Source organism: Streptomyces sp. NPDC002577 (genome assembly GCF_053594815.1).
This window is the reverse complement of the sequence record NZ_JBSFWK010000009.1, coordinates 179144-196353: the sequence shown is the minus strand read 5'-3', so window position 1 is coordinate 196353 and position 17210 is coordinate 179144. Positions and strand designations below refer to the sequence as shown.

The following is a 17210-nucleotide window of genomic DNA, read 5'->3' as shown; positions in this document are numbered from 1 at the left end:
GGACCGGGTCACGCCTGGCGCCGCCCGGCGTTGGCCGCGATCGCGTCCCGCAGATGGACGGCGAGCCCGGGCCGCATGGAGTCGTAGAACTCCCGGAACCGCTCGTCCGACACGTACATCTCGCCGAGACCCTGGTGGATCTCCGGGGTGCACTCGTAGAACCACCTGGTGATGTGGAGCCGGTGCTCCTCCGCCATGTCCATGGCCCGCTCGCCCGACGCCGGCTCCCCGTCCGCCATCAGGGCGTCGTAGCGCGCGGCCCAGTCGGCCACCTCGTCCTGCATCCGCTTCCAGTCGGCCCTGGTGTAGCGGGCGGTGCGCCGCTGGGTCTCGGCGTACGTGTCCGTGCCGCCCCAGCGTGCCTCCGCCTCCTCCGCGTACGCCTCAGGGTCCTTGTCCCCGAAGACCTCGAACCTCTCCTCGGGCGTGAGATCGATGCCCAACTTCCTCGCCTCCATGGCGTGCTCCACGGCCTCGGCCATCCTCTGCAGCTCGGCGATCCGGGCGGTCAGCAGTTCGTGCTGGCGCCGCAGGTGCTCCCGCGGGTCCGCGCCGGGGTCGTCGAGCAGGGCCGCGACCTCGTCGAGCGGAAACCCGAGCTCCCGGTAGAAGAGGATCTGCTGCAACCGGTCGAGGTCCGCTTCGCCGTACCGGCGGTGGCCGGCACGGCTGCGCTCACTCGGTACGAGCAGCCCGATCTCGTCGTAGTGGTGCAGGGTGCGCACGGTGATCTTCGCGAACGCGGCCACCTGTCCCACGGAGTAGCTCATCGCTCCCGCTCCCTTCTCGGTACGCACGCCACGATGGGTCCTCACGCGACGTGAGGTGCAAGTCCACTCCCCCACTTACGCGGTATGAGATGCAGGCCCGTTTCCGCATACCTATGGTCGGATTCATGGCGCTGCATCGTGGTGACAGGGGACCGCGGGACGAGGTACACGACCGGCACCGGCGCAAGCTCGCAGTGAATCCGTTCTACGCGGCGGATCCGGTCGGCGGCATGGAACTGGCCCCGCCCACGCACCGGCTCCCCGACGGGCCGATGCCTCCCGACACCGCGTACCGACTGGTGCACGACGAGCTGATGCTCGACGGCAACGCGCGGCTCAACCTGGCCACCTTCGTCACCACCTGGATGGAGCCGCAGGCCGGGGCGCTGATGGGCGAGTGCCGGGACAAGAACATGATCGACAAGGACGAGTATCCGCGCACGGCCGAGCTGGAGCGGCGCTGCGTGGCCATGCTCGCCGATCTGTGGAACGCGCCCGACCCGTCCGCCGCGGTCGGCTGTTCGACGACCGGGTCGAGCGAGGCCTGCATGCTCGCCGGTATGGCGCTCAAGCGCCGCTGGGCGAACCGCAATTCCGACCGCTATCCGTCCCGGGACGCCCGGCCGAACCTCGTCATGGGCATCAACGTGCAGGTGTGCTGGGACAAGTTCTGCAATTTCTGGGAGGTCGAGCCCCGGACGGTGCCCATGGAGGGCGACCGCTACCACCTCGACCCCCGGGCCGCCGCCGAGCTGTGCGACGAGAACACCATCGGCGTGGTCGCCGTCCTCGGCTCGACCTTCGACGGCTCGTACGAACCGGTGGCAACGCTCTGCGCGGCCCTGGACGGTCTGCAGGAGCGCACCGGACTGGACATCCCCGTGCACGTCGACGGCGCTTCGGGCGCGATGGTCGCGCCGTTCCTGGACGCCGACCTGGTCTGGGACTTCCGGCTGCCGCGGGTGTCGTCCATCAACACGTCGGGGCACAAGTACGGGCTCGTCTATCCGGGCGTGGGCTGGGCCGTGTGGCGGTCGGACGCGGAGCTGCCCGAGGAGCTTGTCTTCCGGGTCAACTATCTGGGCGGCGACATGCCCACCTTCGCCCTGAACTTCTCCCGGCCCGGTGCCCAGGTCGTCGCGCAGTACTACACGTTTCTGCGGCTCGGCCGCGAGGGATACCGGGCCGTGCAGCAGACCGCCCGGGACGTCGCCCGGACCCTCGCCGAACGCATCGAGGCCCTGGGCGACTTCCAGCTGCTCACCCGCGGCGACCAGCTGCCCGTCTTCGCCTTCACGACCGCGCCGGACGTCACCGCGTACGACGTCTTCGACGTGTCCCGGCGGCTGCGCGAGCACGGCTGGCTGGTGCCCGCCTACACCTTCCCCGCCAAGCGGGAGGACCTCTCCGTGCTGCGGATCGTGGTCCGCAACGGCTTCTCGTCGGATCTCGCGACGCTCCTGCTGGAGGACCTGGAGCGGCTCCTGCCGGAACTGCGGCGCCAGCCGCACCCGTTGACGCGCGATCGCGAGGCGGCCACCGCGTTCCACCACTGAGCGCCGCCGGTCGGCGGCCCGGCTGCAAGGGCGCCAGTCGGCTACTGGTGGTCGCCCTTGTGCGGCACACCGGTCGCATAGGGGTTCTCCTCCCCGTCCGCGAGCACCCCCACGAACGGCTCCCCCTCCCCCGCGAACGTGTACGCCCCGCCCTTGATGCGGTCGATCAGCCCCCGGGTCCACTCGGCGCCGCGGTCCGCCGAGTACACCCAGAAGTTCATGATCTCGCCGATGTGGCCGAGCTGCCCGGGCCCGTCCGCCGGGGTGTAGTACTCCGTGACGGCCGCACGCCACTCGCCTATGCCGCGCACCCGCTCCTCGAGGAGTTCGAGCGCCTCCTCGCGCCCCAGGTCGACCATGAATCCGAGAGCCGCCGACAGGACGTCCGGCTTCTCGTCGTACGCCGTCAGGGACTCGCGCAGCAGCTTGAAGTACTCCCGGGTGCCCTTGTCGGTCACCTCGTACTCGGTGCGCGGCGGGCCGCCGGCCGTGGAGGGCGCGACCTCGTGGGCGCGCAGCAGGCCCTGCCTGGCCATCTGCTTGAGGGCGTGGTAGATCGAACCCGGCTTGGCGTTCGACCACTCGTGGGCGCCCCAGTACTCGAGGTCACCCCGCACCTGGTACCCGTGGGCCCGTCCGTGCTGGCGGACCGCACCGAGCACCAGCAACCGGATCGCCGACATCCCCACGCCCCTCGCTCACACGGCATACATACTGGTCAACTTTGACCAGCGTAGCCCTGCTCCATGGCCACCAGCTCGAAGGCCGTCTTGCCGTCGAGCGACTCACGGATGATGTCGGCGTGCCCGGCATGCCGGTCCATCTCGCTGATCAGCCGGAGCAGCAGCCAGCGCATCGAGACACGCTCCTTGGGGAACCAGGGCTGGTCCGGCAGCGAGAAGGTCTCGTCCAGGCTGGGCACCGCACGGATGAACTCCTCGGTCTCCCGCGCGATCTCCGCCCAGTGCGCGAACTGCTGCTCGACCGTCTCGTCGCCGATGAGCTGGAAGCACTCGTGCCAGTTCTCCTCGGTCCGCTCGACCGGCGGCTCCTCGCCCCCGGCCCGGGCCAGCCAGCTCTGCTCGACCTCGGCCACGTGCTTGAGCAGCCCGGACAGCGACAGCTCGCTCACACTGGGCTTCTTCGCCGCCTGCTCCTCGGTCAGGCCGAGCAGTGCCCGCCGGACGCCGCCGCGCGCCTCCTCGAGGAAGCCGAGAAGGGCTCCGCGCTCGTCACCGGGTGCCTCTGCGGGAACGTGCATGACCATGATCGGGCCGCCTTTCGTCGTGCGTTGCCGCTTTCGGTACGTACGAACCTAGGAGCCCTTGCGGTCAGGTTCTGTCCGCAACTCGGCGGCGCGCCGGAGAAAGGACGGCGAGCCTCAGAGCGGGAACTCGCTCCGCCCGTGCTGCACCGAGATCCACCGCTTCGTGGTGAAGGCGTCCACCGTGGACTCGCCGTTCAGCCGCCCGAGGCCCGAGTCCTTCTCGCCTCCGAAGGCGACCAGCGGATCGTCGTGCACCGTGCCGTCGTTGACGTGCACCATGCCGCTCTCGATACGACGTGCGAAGCGCACCGCGCGCTCGATGTCGGCGGCGTGCACGGCGCCGCTGAGCCCATACGGGGTGTCGTTGGCGATACGTATCGCCTCCTCCTCGCCGTCGAACGGGACGAGAAGGGCCACCGGGCCGAAGATCTCCTGCCGCAGTACGGGCGAGTCCGCCGGCAGGCCGGTGAGGATGGTCGGCTCCACCAGGTTGCCCACGGCCCGGCCGCGTACGAGCGCGGTGGCGCCGTCGGCGAGCGCCTGGTCGACCAGGGTCATGAGCGCCTCGGCCTGGAAGGCGTTGATGAGCGGGCCGATGTGGGTGTCCGGATCGCGCGGATCGCCGGTCTTCAGCGCCTTCACCCGGGCCGTGAACTTCTCCGTGAACTCCTGCTCGACGGAGCGGTCGACCAGGATGCGGTTGGCGGCCATGCAGACCTGCCCCTGGTACACGTACCGGCTGAAGACCGCGGCGTCCACGGCGTAGTCGACGTCCGCGTCGTCGAGGACGACCAGCGCGCTGTTCCCGCTCATCTGGAGGATGACGCGCTTGAGGTGGCCGGCCGCCACGGAGGCGATGTGCCGCCCCACGCGGTCCGATCCCGCGAACGAGATGACCTTCGCCTGCGGATGCTCGATGAGGGCGTCGCCGATCTCGGCTATGTCGGTGACGATGACGTTCAGCAGGCCGGCCGGCAGGCCCGCGTCCTCGAAGATCCGGGCGATGAGCCCGCCGCCGACGACAGGCGTGTTCTGGTTGGGCTTGACGACGACGGCGTTGCCCAGGGCCAGCGCCGGGGCGACGGACTTGAGCGTGATCAGGAACGGGAAGTTGAAGGGGCTGATCACCGTCACGACTCCGGCGGGCTGCCGGAAGACGCGGCTCTCCTTGCCGGGGATGGGCGAGGGCACGATCTGCGCCTCGGGCCACATCGCGATGTGCATCGCCTCGCGGATGAACTCCTTCGCGAGATGCACCTCGTACCGCGCCTTGGACCAGGTCCCGCCGAGCTCCTCGACGATGGCCTCGACGATCTCGTCCTCACGGGCCTCGGTGATCCGCAGCGCCCGCTCCAGCACCTGCCGTCTGTCGTAGGGGCCCGCCTGCTCCCAGGACTTCTGGGCCCGCGCGGCGGCGCGGAAGGCCTCGTCGACCTCGGAGACGGTCGCGACCGTCAGCGCGGCCAGCTTCTCACCGTTGTACGGATTGAAGTCGATGATGTCCCACGAGCCGCTGCCGGTCCGCCACTCGCCGTCGATGTACTGGTGGGCCAGGTCGGTGAAGAAGGACATGCGATCCCCAACTGCAAAGAGGCTGACGCCTGATGGGACGTCATCGTACTTGTGTCTTATATGAGTTGGAGCAGTCCTCGGAGGACGTCCCGTGATTGGGCCGGATCCGGACTCTCGCCCTGCAGCCGGTCCATCGCTTTTGCGTACTGTGTGACGTCTTCCCGCTTGTCCAGGTACAGCGCGCTGGTGAGCTGTTCGAGATAGACGACGTCGGACAGGTCCGACTCGGGGAAGCTGAGCACCGTGAAGGCGCCGCTCTCGCCGGAGTGCCCGCCGAAGCTGAACGGCATCACCTGGAGCCTGACGTTCGGCCGCTCGGACACGTCGATCAGATGCTGGAGCTGCCCGCGCATGACGTCCCTGCTCCCATAGGGCCGGCGCAGCGCGGCCTCGTCCAGAACGACATGGAAGTCCGGGGCGCGTTCGGAGACGAGCAGTTTCTGGCGCTCAAGGCGCAGTGCGACGCGGCGCTCGATGTCGGCAGGGCTCGCACCCTCTCCCATGCCGCGCTCGACGACCGCGTGCGCATACGCCTCGGTCTGCAACAGGCCGTGCACGAACTGGACTTCGTAGACGCGGATGAGCGACGCGGCACCTTCCAGGCCCACATACGTCTGGAACCAGCCAGGGAGCACGTCCGAGTAACTGTGCCACCAGCCCGCGACGTTGGCCTCCTTCGCCAGGGCGAGCAGTGCGTTGCGCTCAGCCTCGTCCGTGACGCCGTACAGCGTCAGCAGATCCTCCACGTCCCTCGCCTTGAAGCTCACCCGCCCCAACTCCATACGGCTGATCTTCGATTCGGACGCACGGATCGAATAACCGGCCTTCTCGCGCGTGACACCGCGCGCTTCCCGCAGCCGCCTGAGCTGTGAGCCCAGGAGGATGCGCCGCACCACGGAGCCCCCGCCAGGGCTCAGCGCCTGGGGGGACCCCCATGACTCGCCTGCGGTCACTTCGTCACCCTTCCCAACGTCTTCAGACGCCGAAGTCTGCCACTAAAACGCTCCAGCCCGTACTCGTCCGGTTACAGAAATGGAAAGGCTTTCCAGGAGTGACAGAAGTAGACGGAGGAAGAAATCCGTAAGAAGTGGTACCAGAACGCTCAACTCCGGCGCATGCACGTGCATCTGCCCTTGCATCTGCCGAACGCATTCGGAACCATGGTCTCGCACCACCGCAGTATCGCCGCGACCGCGAATCCCGGGAGTGCCTCGCATGGGGATGAATGGATCGACCATGCTCGAGCCGTTAAGGCAGGGGCTTCCCCCGATCGACCCCGCAGCCGTCTCCAGAGCAGCGTCCTGTGCGCTGCCCGCCCGCTACGAAGCGGTGCGCGAGGCGCGGCAGTTCACGGGTCGAACGCTCGCCCAGTGGGGCCTGGCGGACACATTCGACGACGTCGCACTGGTGGTCTCCGAACTCGTCACCAACGCACTGCGGCACGCACTGCCTTCGGACACCCCGCGCGACGATGAGCCGCCCGTACGGCTGCAGCTCATGCACTGGGCGTCGCGCCTGGTGTGCGCGGTGCGCGACCCCAGCCGCGAGAACCCCGTCGCCCGCGAGACGGAGGAGGACTGCGCGGCCGAGTCGGGGCGCGGGCTGCTGCTGGTGGAATCGTTCGCCGACAGCTGGGGCTGGCATCCGCTCGCCGGCGCACTCACCGGCAAGGTGGTCTGGGCACTGTTCCGCCTGCCGACGGAATAGGTCCGCCCGCCGGGTTTTCGATTGCCTTCTATCTACGCGCGTTGTTACGAACAGTTGCCGCCTGATCGCACTCAGCTTCCGGCAATCAGGTGGTCGAACTCGCCATCCTTGATCCCCAGCAGCATGGCCTCGATCTCTGCGCGCGTGTAGATGAGCGCGGGGCCGTCGGGGAACCGCGAGTTTCGTACGGCCACGTCTCCGCCCGGCAGTTTCGCAAACTCCACGCATGATCCTTGTGAGTTGCTGTGCCGGCTCTTCTGCCAGGCCACCTCGTGAAGCTCTGTGGCCGCCATGCCGTTGTACACGTCGTGCACAGATCGCTCCCCGTGAGGCTGGGCTAATACAGCGGTCAACTGTTCGGGATCATAGCTCTGTTCACGTGCTGATGCATGGGCAGATGCACGTGCACGACGGGTGTTCCTCTGGTTACAGCTGCGGCGCGTCTGCCCCCGTGTCCGCATTGCATGCGGGAACGGGGGGCTTCGCCCCGGCTTGCGCGTCCCGCCGTCGGATAAGTGCCGCACAAGGTAGAGACGTGTGTGGGGGCCTTCTTGTTCCGGCGGGAGTTACTGCTTGACGGCGACGGCTGTCGGGGCGCGCCCAAGGCCGGACTTTGCTGAGGCCATTCGCGGGGGCGCCGTACGTCGCAGGTTGTGCCCACCCTGCCCCATTGCCTCAAGGGCAAGGGAGGTGCCCCCATCGTCTGGGGGCACCTCCCAGCGTTGGCTGGGGGGAGGGACGACTGCCCACAACGGTGAGGGTCGCCCCCACCGGCCGGAGGCCGCGCACGTGCCCAACCGGCGCACCCACCCACCGGCCACAGGCGCGCCGAACGACCGCCGCCGGGCGGGCCTCGCGGAGGGGCCGTAGCGGCCGCGGCGGTCCCTGGTAGCTTGCTGCCGTCTGCTGAGCAAACACCAGTGCCACAGGGGAGACACCAGTGACCACCGCCTCTACTGCGTCTGCCGCGCTCGGGCGGCCGCGGGTACGGGTCGCCGCTGCCGCGGCCGGAGTCGCGGCTGCGCTCGTACTGACCGGCTGCAGCGGCGGCGGAGATGACGACGGCGCCACGGGCAAGAGCCCGGACACCGGCTCCTCCGCGTCCGCGGACTCCGGCGACAGCAGCGGTGGCGGTTCGGGGGCGTCCGGCGGAAGCCTGGGGGGCAGCTGGCTGGCCACCACCGACGGCAAGGCCGTCATACTGGTGATCACCGGCAAGCAGGCCGGCCTCTTCGCGACCGGCGGGACCATCTGCCACGGCACGGCCGGTGACCAGGCGGGCATGCAGATGATCGCGCTCAAGTGCACGGGCGGCAGCGACGACCGCAGCGAGGGCATGGTCGAGTCCGTCAGTGACACGACGCTGAAGGTCGACTGGGAGGGCCTCGGAGAGGAGACCTACCAGAAGGCCGAGGGCGGAAAGCTGCCGACGGGACTGCCGACCGCGTCGCTCCCGTCGTCCTGACGGCAGGCCCCCCGGGCGGCCGGTAGACCCGGCCTGCGGGATGTCCCAGGCGACCAACAGACCAAGGCAGCCAGCAGGCCAGAGCAGCCGACAGAGCCAGCCAGTCGACAGCCCGAGACACGCACCCAGCGCAAGCAACCGACAGGCCCCGACGGACCCCGGCACCCGACAGGCCCCGGCGCCCGAGAGGCCCGGCAGTCGGCAGACCCCAGCAGTGACAGGCCCCGGCAGTCAGCAGCAGCCCAAGCAGCCGACGGGCCCCAGCGGTCGGCAGCCCCGGCGGTCGGCAGCCCCGGCGGTCGGCAGGCCCGACGGCGAGAGGCCCCCGCAGCCGGCAGACCCCGGCCGCCGGCAGGCCCCGGCGGCGGGAGGCCCGGCGGCCGTCGAACCCCGGGCGGCGGCACCCCCGGCGGCCCGGAATCTCAATGCGCCGCGGGGCCCTTCGGGTTTCGTGGTGCCTCCGTGTCGCTGGAGTTGGTGGAGCCGGTGTCCGGGCCGATCCCGGTCTCCGTCGCTGCCCCCGTGCCTCGTGCATCCGTCCCGTCGAGCGACATGGGCGGCGTGGCCGTGTCGAGGGCGTCGGAGAGTTCGTCGAGGGTCTCCAGCAGCAGGCCCGCTCCCCTGCGTACGACCCGGTCGGGGACGCCCTCCCCGTCCCACTCTTCGAGCGCCGTACGGACGGTGTCCCACTTGGGTACGCGGCGTTCGCGTACCGCCTTGGCGCCCTGCTCCGTCGACGTGCGCAGGGCCTCGGCGAGGCGGGCGGCGGCGGGTACGGGCGTCGCGCCGTGCTCGGGGAGGTGGGCCTCCATCAGCATCGCGACCCGCGCCATCTGGGCCAGGGCCTCCTCGGCGTCGTCGGCCGCCGCACGGGACAGGCCCCGGTGGCGTACCGGCTCGGTCCTGGCCCGTGCCGCAGCCTGCTGCCAGGCGATACGGGCGTCGCGGGCCGCCAGCAGCGCCTCCCGTACATCGGGGGACGTGCGGCCCGCGGGTGCGGCGTAGCGCCCGGCGACCGCGGCGGCGTAGCGGCCGTTCTCCCGCAGCCAGTCGGCGAGGCGCGTGCGCAGCCGCGGGGTCTCCCAGGCCGGATAGACCGCGTACGAGAGCATCGCCAGGATTCCGCCGACGAGGGTCAGCAGCACGCGCTCGGGCACCGTCTGGGTCCATTCCTCGCCGCCCATGCCGAGCAGGAAGACGACGTACGCGGCGACGCACGCCTGCGCGGCGACCTGGCCGCTGCGCATCAGCAGGTACATCAGGCCCGCGCAGACGACGGCGAGTGCGCCCGACAGATACGGTCCCAGGCCCGTGATCTGCACGATCGCCGTGGCCACGGCCACGCCGACGAGGGTGCCGGCAAGCCGGCCGACGGCTCGGGAGTACGTCTGCGAGAAGTCCGGACGCATGATCATGACGGAGGTCAGAGGGGCCCAGTAGCCGTGGCCGAGGGGCAACGCCTCGCCGATCAGATAGCCGGCGCAGGCCACGACGGTCACGCGCAGCGCGTGGCGCAGGACGGGGGAGCCGCGGCGGAACTCCTTGCGTACGGACTTCACAGCCTCGGGGACGAGGCCGAGGAGGGTCGGCCGGACGAGGACGATCGGGCGGGTGTCGGACTGACTGCCGTCCGGGTGAACGCCTGTGGCGGCGGTGCCTTGGGGAGCATCAGGGGTTGCCGGAGCCGTCGGCGCGCCCGGCGTCGCCTGTTCTGTCGGCGCTCGCGCCACGGAGGGGGTGCGGACGCCGGCGGAACTCGCCGGGACCACCGCCGCATCCGCCGGCCTCCCAGCCGCGGCATCAGGCGTATCCGGTCCCGGCACTCCCGACCCCGACCCCGAGGCCGCGTCCGCCTCGTCGGGGGAAGCCGTAAGAGACTCGTCGGGGAGAGCCGTAAGAGATACGGGCGTGTGCGACGCGCCCGCCGTTTCGATCACGTCCTCCAGGAGCGCCGCCAGCCGCGTGGCGGCGCGCTTGGCGGGGCCCGACAGGACGGCGGCCGTGTCCGGATCCCTGAAGATGGCGGCCGCGGTGGGCGGGAGGTCGACGGGTTCGCCGTGCCGGATGGCATGGGCCGCGGCGTCCAGGATCGCGCCCGAGGCGGCGAGCAGTTGGCGCACCCGGGCCCGTTCGGGGCCCTCCTCGGGGACGCCCACCGCCGGATCGGCGAGGGACGCGAGCACCGGACGGACACGTTCCGCGAGGCCGCGGGTCCCGTGCAGCTCGGCGGGCCGGGTGCGGGCCTGGCGACGGGTGACGGCGGCCGCGTTGCGGGCCTCCATCAGCGGTGCCGGGTCGAACGGCGCGACCGGGTCGTAGCGGAGCCGCCGGGCGTAGTCGGCCTCGCCGGCCAGGGCGTCGGCGAGCGCGTCGCGGTGGGCGCCCCATCTGCGGATCGGGAAGAGCACGATCAGAGCCGCCTGCACCATGCCTCCGACGATCATGCTCAGGGCGTGGCCCGCGGCCTGGGCGACCGAGGTGGGAAGCGTGACGGTGACCACCATCATCGCGACGTTCGACGAGGCGATGAGGCCGATGGTCGGGCCCGCGGCCCAGGTCAGTCCGGCGAGGAACGCCCACAGGGCGAGCAGCGCCAGGAACAGGGCCTGATGGGAGATCGTGAGGTAGCCCAGGAAGGTGGTGACGGCGAGGGTCGTGCCGGAGGCGAGGGCGAGTTCGGGGCGGGGGCGCCAGCTGCGCTGGAACGTGGCGATGGCCGCCTGGAACGCGCCGAACGCGGAGCTCACGGCGGCGACGGGCCCGACGGCCCACGCGCTCACCGCGATCACGATGGCGAGCCCGGCGGCGCCGCGGAGCGCGACAAGGGGCTCGAGACGCGCCCGCTCGATCTTCAGCCCTGCACGGGAGGTCTCCGTCAGCGCCCGGAGCCAGCTCATTCCGCCAGCGTAAGGGAGGGTCCTGGACATCCGCGGCTCCAGAGCGGGACGGACGACGCCGTCGGGGATCGGCCGTCGGGGGATTGTCAGTCCTGGGTGCGAGACTCGCGAACATGACCGAACGGTGGGTCCTGGCGGCCACCGAGGACGGCGGGGCCGAGCTCGCCGCCCTCGGGCCCGGCGGGCTGCCCGCCGGGCCCGTGCGCCGGGAGCCCGACCTCGCCGAGTCCGTGCGGTCCCGGCCGGGCGTCACCCGCTGGGTCTGGCGGTCGACCGCCGAGGTCTATCCCCGTCTGCTCGCCGCGGGCGTGCGCGTGGACCGCTGCTACGACATCGAGGACGCCGAGATGCTGCTCCTCGGCCATGAGGGCCGGCTCGGCGAGCCCCACTCGGCGGCGGCCGCCTGGGCCAGGCTGCGCGGCCGTCCCGTACCGCCGGATCCGCCGCAGCGGGCCGCCGAGCCGCCCGGCTCCCCGTCGCCCCTCTTCGAGCCGCGCCAGACGGACATACCGCTGGACGCGCTCATCGAGGTGTACGCCGACCAGCAGCGCCGCCACGAGGCGGCCGCGCACCCGGGCCGGATGCGGCTGCTGACGGCCGGCGAGTCGGCCGGGATGATGGTCGCCGCGGAGATGAACGAGGCGGGGCTGCCGTGGCGGGCGGACGTGCACCGCGAGGTGCTGCACGAACTGCTCGGCGAGCGCTACGCGGGCGGCGGGGAGCCGCGGCGGCTGGCGGAGCTCGCGGACGAGGTCTCGGCCGCCTTCGGCCGCAGGGTCCGTCCCGATCTGCCCGCGGACGTGGTGAAGGCGTTCGCGGGGGCCGGGATCAAGGTGCGGTCGACCCGCCGCTGGGAGCTCGAGTCCCTCGACCACCCGGCCGTCGGGCCGCTCGTCGAGTACAAGAAGCTGTACCGGATCTGGGTCGCCCATGGCTGGTCGTGGCTGCAGGACTGGGTGCGGGACGGCCGTTTCCGGCCCGAGTACCTGCCGGGCGGGACGGTCACCGGGCGCTGGGTGACCAACGGCGGCGGAGCGCTGCAGATCCCCAAGGTGATCCGGCGCGCAGTGGTCGCCGATCCCGGCTGGCGGCTGGTCGTCGCCGACGCCGACCAGATGGAGCCGCGGGTCCTCGCCGCGATCTCCCGCGACCCCGGTCTGATGGAGGTCGCGGGCCGCGCCACGGACCTCTACCAGGCGGTGTCGGACCGGGCGTTCTCCGGCGACCGCGCCAAGGCCAAGATCGCCGTACTGGGCGCGATCTACGGTCAGACGTCCGGCGACGGCCTGAAGAACCTCGCCGCGCTGCGCCGCCGCTTCCCGAAGGCCGTCGCATACGTCGACGGGGCCGCCCGCGCGGGCGAGGAGGGCCGCCTCGTCCGTACCTGGCTGGGCCGGACCTGTCCCCCGGCCGTGGGCTCGGGCGATGCCGCGGAGGAGGCCGGCATCCCCCAGGACGATCCCACCGAGGCGGCCGGCGCGGGCGGATGGCGCACCGGCAGCACCCAGGAGCCCGGGGACCTGGACTTCACCCCCGGATACGCGTCGACGAACACCCGCGCGCGGGGCCGCTTCGCCCGCAACTTCGTCGTCCAGGGCAGCGCCGCGGACTGGGCCCTGCTGATGCTCGCGGCGCTCCGCCGCAGCTGCGCCGGTCTGGCGGCCGAGCTCGTCTTCTTCCAGCACGACGAGGTGATCGTGCACTGCCCGGCGGAGGAGGCCGAGGTCGTGACGGCGGCGATACGGGAGGCCGCGGAGCTGGCGGGCCGCATCACGTTCGGCGAGACGCCGGTCCGGTTTCCGTTCACGACGGCGGTGGTCGAGTGCTACGCGGACGCGAAGTGACCGCCCGAGCTCCTACCGGCCCAGCCAGGTGCCCCGGGCCTGGGGCACCTCTCAGGCGCACGGCGGCAAGAGGATCCGGGCGAAACAGGCGTTCCCGGCCAGGGGCCTGACGGGCCCGCCGCCGCCGGACGGGCCCGGCGACGGACTGCCCCGCCGTGCCCCGCCGGTCAGATGCCGCAGCTGGACGCCGACCAGTACTGGCTCGACCGGTAGTCGACGTGGGTGTGGTCGCTGTGTCCGGGGTAGCCGGGGCCCAGGATGCCGCGGAAACCGTGGTAGCGGGCGCGCTGCGCGAGGGTGCACAGGGAGTGCGGTCCTGCGGCGAGGTCCGCGGCGTCACCGTAGAGGTGGCGACTGTCGGACGCGCCGCCCACCGCGCTGTTGCAGGAGTAGGAGCGGAAGCCGCTGGTGACGGTGATCGGCTGGTCGCCGAGAGCGTGCCGCAGCGCCTCCAGCTTCCACATGGTGCGCAGGGCGTTGGACTTTGCGGTGGCCGCGCTGACGGCGCCGCCGGACCAGTCGCTGTTGCAGTCGTTCAGCTCGCTGTACGAGAAGTGGACGGGCGTGCAGTCGTCGTCCTGGAGAGCGTAGAGCTGGCTGTAGGTCTGCGGTCCCGCGATGCCGTCGGCGGTCAGTCCGTACGCCTGCTGGAAGCGGGTCACCGCGGCCTCGGTGGCCGGGCCGAAGTCGCCGTCCGTCGCCAGCACGGCGCCGTACCCCGCGTAGCCGCCGAGGCGGATCTGCAGCTGGGTGACATCGGCCCCGGATGTGCCCTCGGAGAGGGTTCTGGACCAGGTGTAGCAGCCGTCCGCGTGCGCGGTGCCGGTGGTCGCCACCGTCCCCACCAAGACGCCAGCCATGATCATGACAATAGACAGCAGAAGTCTTGCCGTACGCCGGAGCACGGGGCCTCCATACCGGGGACGGATGCGGGGAACGAGGTGGGACGGACGCACTGAGAAAGCCGTACGCAGCAGAGGGTGGCGGCCTGGTCGACGCGCGTCAACCCCGCGACGAGGGGCCGGGGACACCCGACGGGAGGTAGCCGCGAGCCGTCACCCGAGAGGCGCCCCCCGGCCGGGCCGGGGGGCGCGACGCACTCACTCAGGCCGGCCGTACCCCGAGGACCCGGTCACCAAGGGCCGAAACTCACCGGTCCGTCGCGCCCTGGACCCGCCCGCCGGGCCGCGCCAGCCCCCGGATCGACAGTCCGCTGTCGGCGGTGACCATGGTGCCGGTCATCGCGGCCGACTGCGACGGCGACGCGAGCAGTGTGAAGATGCCGCTGTACGCGTCGACGTCCGGTACCTCCTGCAGCGGCAGCACCTCCCGGGTGCCGTCGAGGACCGAGTCGGCGGCCGTCTGGCCGAGGGACGCCGTGCCGCGCAGCCGGGTCGGCGCCACACCCGGTGCCACGCCGTTGACCCGGACGTCCGGGGCGAGTTCGTACGCGAGCTGCCGGACGAGCCCCTGCACCGCGTGCTTGGACGCCGTGTACAGCACACCGCCGCCCGCCGCGTTGGAGCTTGCGAACGAGCCCGTCAGGATGATGGATCCCCGGGACTTCACGAGGTCGTCGAGGGTGGCCCGGACGCCGAGCATCGGGGCGAGGACGTTCACGCCGAAGAGCTCGGAGAAGGCGTCGGTGAGCCGCTCGCCGGGGATGTCCTCCAGGGGCCGGGCCGCGTCCGTGATGCCCGCGTTCCCGACGAACACGTCGATGCGCCCCCATGTCTCCCTGGCCGCGGTCGCCGCCCGGACGTTGCCCTCCCAGGACCGTACGTCCGTGACCACCGGGACCACGGCGTCCCCGAGCTCCTTCGCCAGCTGCTCGACGGTGTCGGCCACGTCCACGGCCACCACACGGGCGCCCTCCGCGACATAGCGGGTGACGACCGCCCGTCCGATGCCTGATCCGGCGCCGGTGAACACCACGACCTGCCCGTCCAGTGCACCCATGTGAGACCTCCTTGTTCTGCGTTTTCTTATGGAACCCCGTCTGGAATCCCGTCTGGAACCCTGTCCCGGGCGGCGCCCCCGCTGCGGGGCGCCGCCGGGGTGGGATCACGCGCGTCGTGCCTCGAAGAACGCCCCGTGCAGGGCATCGAAGACCCGTCCGTTGCGCGCGGCGCTGCCGAGCGTGACGACCTGCAGTTCGGGGGCGGCCTCGCGCAGCTCGTCCGCAAGCCCGGAGCAGCTGTCGTTGCCGACGGCGGCCAGGACCGTGGCGGCGGGTATGACCTTGCCGCCCGCGGTGCGGGCGCCGTCCTCACCGGCACCCGTCACCTCGGTGCCGGTGACGATCGAAACGCCCTTGTCGGCGAGGATCTGCGGCAGCACGCCCGCGTCGGTGAAGACCTCGCGGTTGCCGAGGATCGCCGGTCCCGCCTCGACCAGCGTGACCTCGTGTCCGGCGTCGGCCAGCCACAGCGCGGTGTCCGCTCCGGTCATCCCGCCGCCGACGACCACGACGGGCGAGACGACGTCCTTCGGGTCGGTGACGTCCCGGGCCAGGCCCATGCCCGGCAGGGCCCGGGGAACGGCGCCCGTGGCCACGTACACCAGGTCGAATCCCCTGCCCGCAAGCGTCTCGGCGTCGGCGCGCTCGGCGACGATCTCGACGGGCCGGGAACGCACCTGGTGGACGAGGTGATCGCGGAGGGCGGCCAGGTCCTGCTTGTACGGCGAGCGGGTCGCGGGCACGAGGGCGCCGCCGAGCTCCCCGGGCTCGTAGAGCGTCACGTCGTGGCCCCGGTCGGCGAGCACGGCGGCGGCGCGCAGCCCGGCGGGACCGCCGCCGGCCACCGCGACGCGGCGCCGGACGGCCGCCGGCTCGACGGGGTGGCGGTACTCCTCGCCCATCGACGGGTTCACCGTGCAGCCCGTGCTGCGGCCCGCGTTGAGCCCCCGGTCGAGGCAGCCGTCGTTGCAGCGGATGCAGGGGACGATGTCGAGGAGGCGCCCCTCCTGGGCCTTGCGGGTCCAGTCCGGGTCGGCCAGCATCGCCCGGCCGAGGGAGACGAAGTCCGCGCCGTTCTCCAGCACGTCGGCCGCGACCTCGGGGGTGACCAGGGAGCCGGAGCCGATGACCGGGATCGTCACCTCGGGCTTGATCTTCTCCCAGCCCCAGCGGTGCAGGGCGCGCGGCATGTACCAGGGGCTGACCTCGTACTCCATCAGCGCGTGGTGACCGCCGGAGGCGTGGATGACGTCCACGCCCGCGGCTTCGAGGCGTCGCGCCAGCTCGATGCTCTCCTCGATCGGGATGCCGTCCTTCTCGTAGTCCGTGACCGAGAGGCGGACGCTGAGCGGGAAGTCACGCGGGACGCGTTCCCGGATGGCGGTCACGACCTCCATGGTCAGGCGGGCCCGGTTCTCGAAGGAGCCGCCGTAGCGGTCGGTGCGCTTGTTGGTGTGCGGGGAGAGGAAGTTGGTGAGCAGGTAGCCGTGGCCCGCGTGCACCTCGACCAGGTCGAACCGGGCCAGATAGGCGCGCTCGGCGGCGTCCGCGAAGGACGCGACGACTCCCTGGATCTCCTCCTCGGTCAGGATCTGGGGCCGCTCGCCGTACTGCGACTCGACGTAGTCCCAGGAGACCTCGGACGCGGTCTTGATCGGCTGGGTGCCGAGGAACTTCTGCCGGCCGCAGTGCTCGAGCTGGATGCCGATCTTCGCGCCCGCGGCGTGGACCTCGTCGACGAGCCAGCCGAGGCCGGGGATGTGCTCGCGGCGGGAGATCCCGAGCTGGGCGTGGATGGACTTGCTGGCGTCGTCGTCGACGTAGCTGTACTCGACGATGATCAGGCCGGGGCCGCCCTCGGCGAGCCGCTTGTAGTGGTTGACCAGCCGCTGCGTGACCGTGCCGTCCTGGTTGGCCAGGGCGGTGGTCTGGGGCGACTTGATGACGCGGTTCTTCAGTTCGAGCGAGCCGATACGGCCGGGGCGGAACAGGGTGTGCAGTGCCATGGCATCCATCTCCTGGTTCGGTTCCTCAGCGGTTCCGGACGGCTCCGGCCTGGTCGGGGCGGGAGGGTCCGGGCTCGTGCAGTGGTGCGAAGCGGGCTCCTGCCCGCGTCTGGGTCCCCCGGCCCCCTCGCCACTGGTGCATGCAGAAGTGCATGCACCAGTGGCG

At 71.4% G+C, this 17210-nt stretch carries 14 protein-coding genes; 4 read left to right on the top strand and 10 right to left on the bottom strand.

Features of this window, described 5'->3' with window-relative positions:
- Window positions 1-8: 8 nt before the first annotated feature.
- Window positions 9-770, bottom strand: coding sequence for a MerR family transcriptional regulator (locus tag ACWD4J_RS15775; RefSeq protein ID WP_451395925.1), 762 nt, complete (start codon window positions 768-770; stop codon window positions 9-11).
- Between the two features lie 125 nt (window positions 771-895).
- Here ACWD4J_RS15775 and ACWD4J_RS15770 point away from each other — a divergent pair, with 125 nt between their 5' ends.
- Window positions 896-2326 carry a glutamate decarboxylase gene (locus ACWD4J_RS15770; protein WP_451395924.1) on the top strand — a complete coding sequence of 477 codons (1431 nt, stop codon included), beginning with the start codon at window positions 896-898 and terminating at the stop codon, window positions 2324-2326.
- 41 nt (window positions 2327-2367) lie between these two features.
- Here the strand turns inward: ACWD4J_RS15770 and ACWD4J_RS15765 are convergent, their stop codons facing one another.
- From ACWD4J_RS15765 to ACWD4J_RS15750, 4 genes are all read right to left on the bottom strand, one after another.
- A complete protein-coding gene (locus ACWD4J_RS15765) occupies window positions 2368-3009 on the bottom strand; it encodes a PadR family transcriptional regulator (protein ID WP_451395923.1) in 642 nt (213 codons plus the stop codon).
- Between the two features lie 35 nt (window positions 3010-3044).
- A complete protein-coding gene (locus tag ACWD4J_RS15760) occupies window positions 3045-3593 on the bottom strand; it encodes a DinB family protein (protein WP_451395922.1) in 549 nt (182 codons plus the stop codon).
- A 114-nt stretch (window positions 3594-3707) separates the two neighbouring features.
- Complete coding sequence (locus ACWD4J_RS15755; protein ID WP_451395921.1) at window positions 3708-5165, bottom strand: aldehyde dehydrogenase family protein; 1458 nt, start codon at window positions 5163-5165, stop codon at window positions 3708-3710.
- A 56-nt stretch (window positions 5166-5221) separates the two neighbouring features.
- The gene (locus ACWD4J_RS15750; RefSeq protein ID WP_451395920.1) at window positions 5222-6118 is read right to left on the bottom strand and encodes a helix-turn-helix domain-containing protein; all 897 of its coding nucleotides are present in this window, start codon (window positions 6116-6118) and stop codon (window positions 5222-5224) included.
- Between the two features lie 262 nt (window positions 6119-6380).
- On the opposite strand from ACWD4J_RS15750, the gene ACWD4J_RS15745 reads away from it, so the two are divergent.
- The gene (locus tag ACWD4J_RS15745; RefSeq protein WP_451395919.1) at window positions 6381-6872 is read left to right on the top strand and encodes an ATP-binding protein; all 492 of its coding nucleotides are present in this window, start codon (window positions 6381-6383) and stop codon (window positions 6870-6872) included.
- A 71-nt stretch (window positions 6873-6943) separates the two neighbouring features.
- On the opposite strand, the gene ACWD4J_RS15740 is transcribed toward ACWD4J_RS15745, so the two are convergent.
- Entirely contained in the window at window positions 6944-7165 is a 222-nt protein-coding gene (locus ACWD4J_RS15740; RefSeq protein ID WP_451395988.1) for a DUF397 domain-containing protein, read from the bottom strand.
- A 647-nt stretch (window positions 7166-7812) separates the two neighbouring features.
- On the opposite strand from ACWD4J_RS15740, the gene ACWD4J_RS15735 reads away from it, so the two are divergent.
- Complete coding sequence (locus ACWD4J_RS15735) at window positions 7813-8337, top strand: hypothetical protein (protein WP_451395918.1); 525 nt, start codon at window positions 7813-7815, stop codon at window positions 8335-8337.
- 422 nt (window positions 8338-8759) lie between these two features.
- On the opposite strand, the gene ACWD4J_RS15730 is transcribed toward ACWD4J_RS15735, so the two are convergent.
- A complete protein-coding gene (locus tag ACWD4J_RS15730) occupies window positions 8760-11234 on the bottom strand; it encodes an FUSC family protein (protein ID WP_451395917.1) in 2475 nt (824 codons plus the stop codon).
- A 113-nt stretch (window positions 11235-11347) separates the two neighbouring features.
- On the opposite strand from ACWD4J_RS15730, the gene ACWD4J_RS15725 reads away from it, so the two are divergent.
- Window positions 11348-13078 (top strand): bifunctional 3'-5' exonuclease/DNA polymerase, encoded by a 1731-nt coding sequence (locus ACWD4J_RS15725; RefSeq protein ID WP_451395916.1) that lies wholly within the window; start codon window positions 11348-11350, stop codon window positions 13076-13078.
- Window positions 13079-13245: 167 nt separating this feature from the next.
- Here the strand turns inward: ACWD4J_RS15725 and ACWD4J_RS15720 are convergent, their stop codons facing one another.
- From ACWD4J_RS15720 to ACWD4J_RS15710, 3 genes are all read right to left on the bottom strand, one after another.
- Window positions 13246-13983: a D-Ala-D-Ala carboxypeptidase family metallohydrolase gene (locus ACWD4J_RS15720; RefSeq protein ID WP_451395915.1), complete on the bottom strand. Its 738-nt coding sequence runs from the start codon at window positions 13981-13983 to the stop codon at window positions 13246-13248.
- Window positions 13984-14227: 244 nt separating this feature from the next.
- The gene (locus ACWD4J_RS15715) at window positions 14228-15037 is read right to left on the bottom strand and encodes an SDR family NAD(P)-dependent oxidoreductase (protein WP_451395914.1); all 810 of its coding nucleotides are present in this window, start codon (window positions 15035-15037) and stop codon (window positions 14228-14230) included.
- Between the two features lie 105 nt (window positions 15038-15142).
- Window positions 15143-17044: an FAD-dependent oxidoreductase gene (locus ACWD4J_RS15710; RefSeq protein WP_451395913.1), complete on the bottom strand. Its 1902-nt coding sequence runs from the start codon at window positions 17042-17044 to the stop codon at window positions 15143-15145.
- Between the last annotated feature and the right edge of the window lie 166 nt (window positions 17045-17210).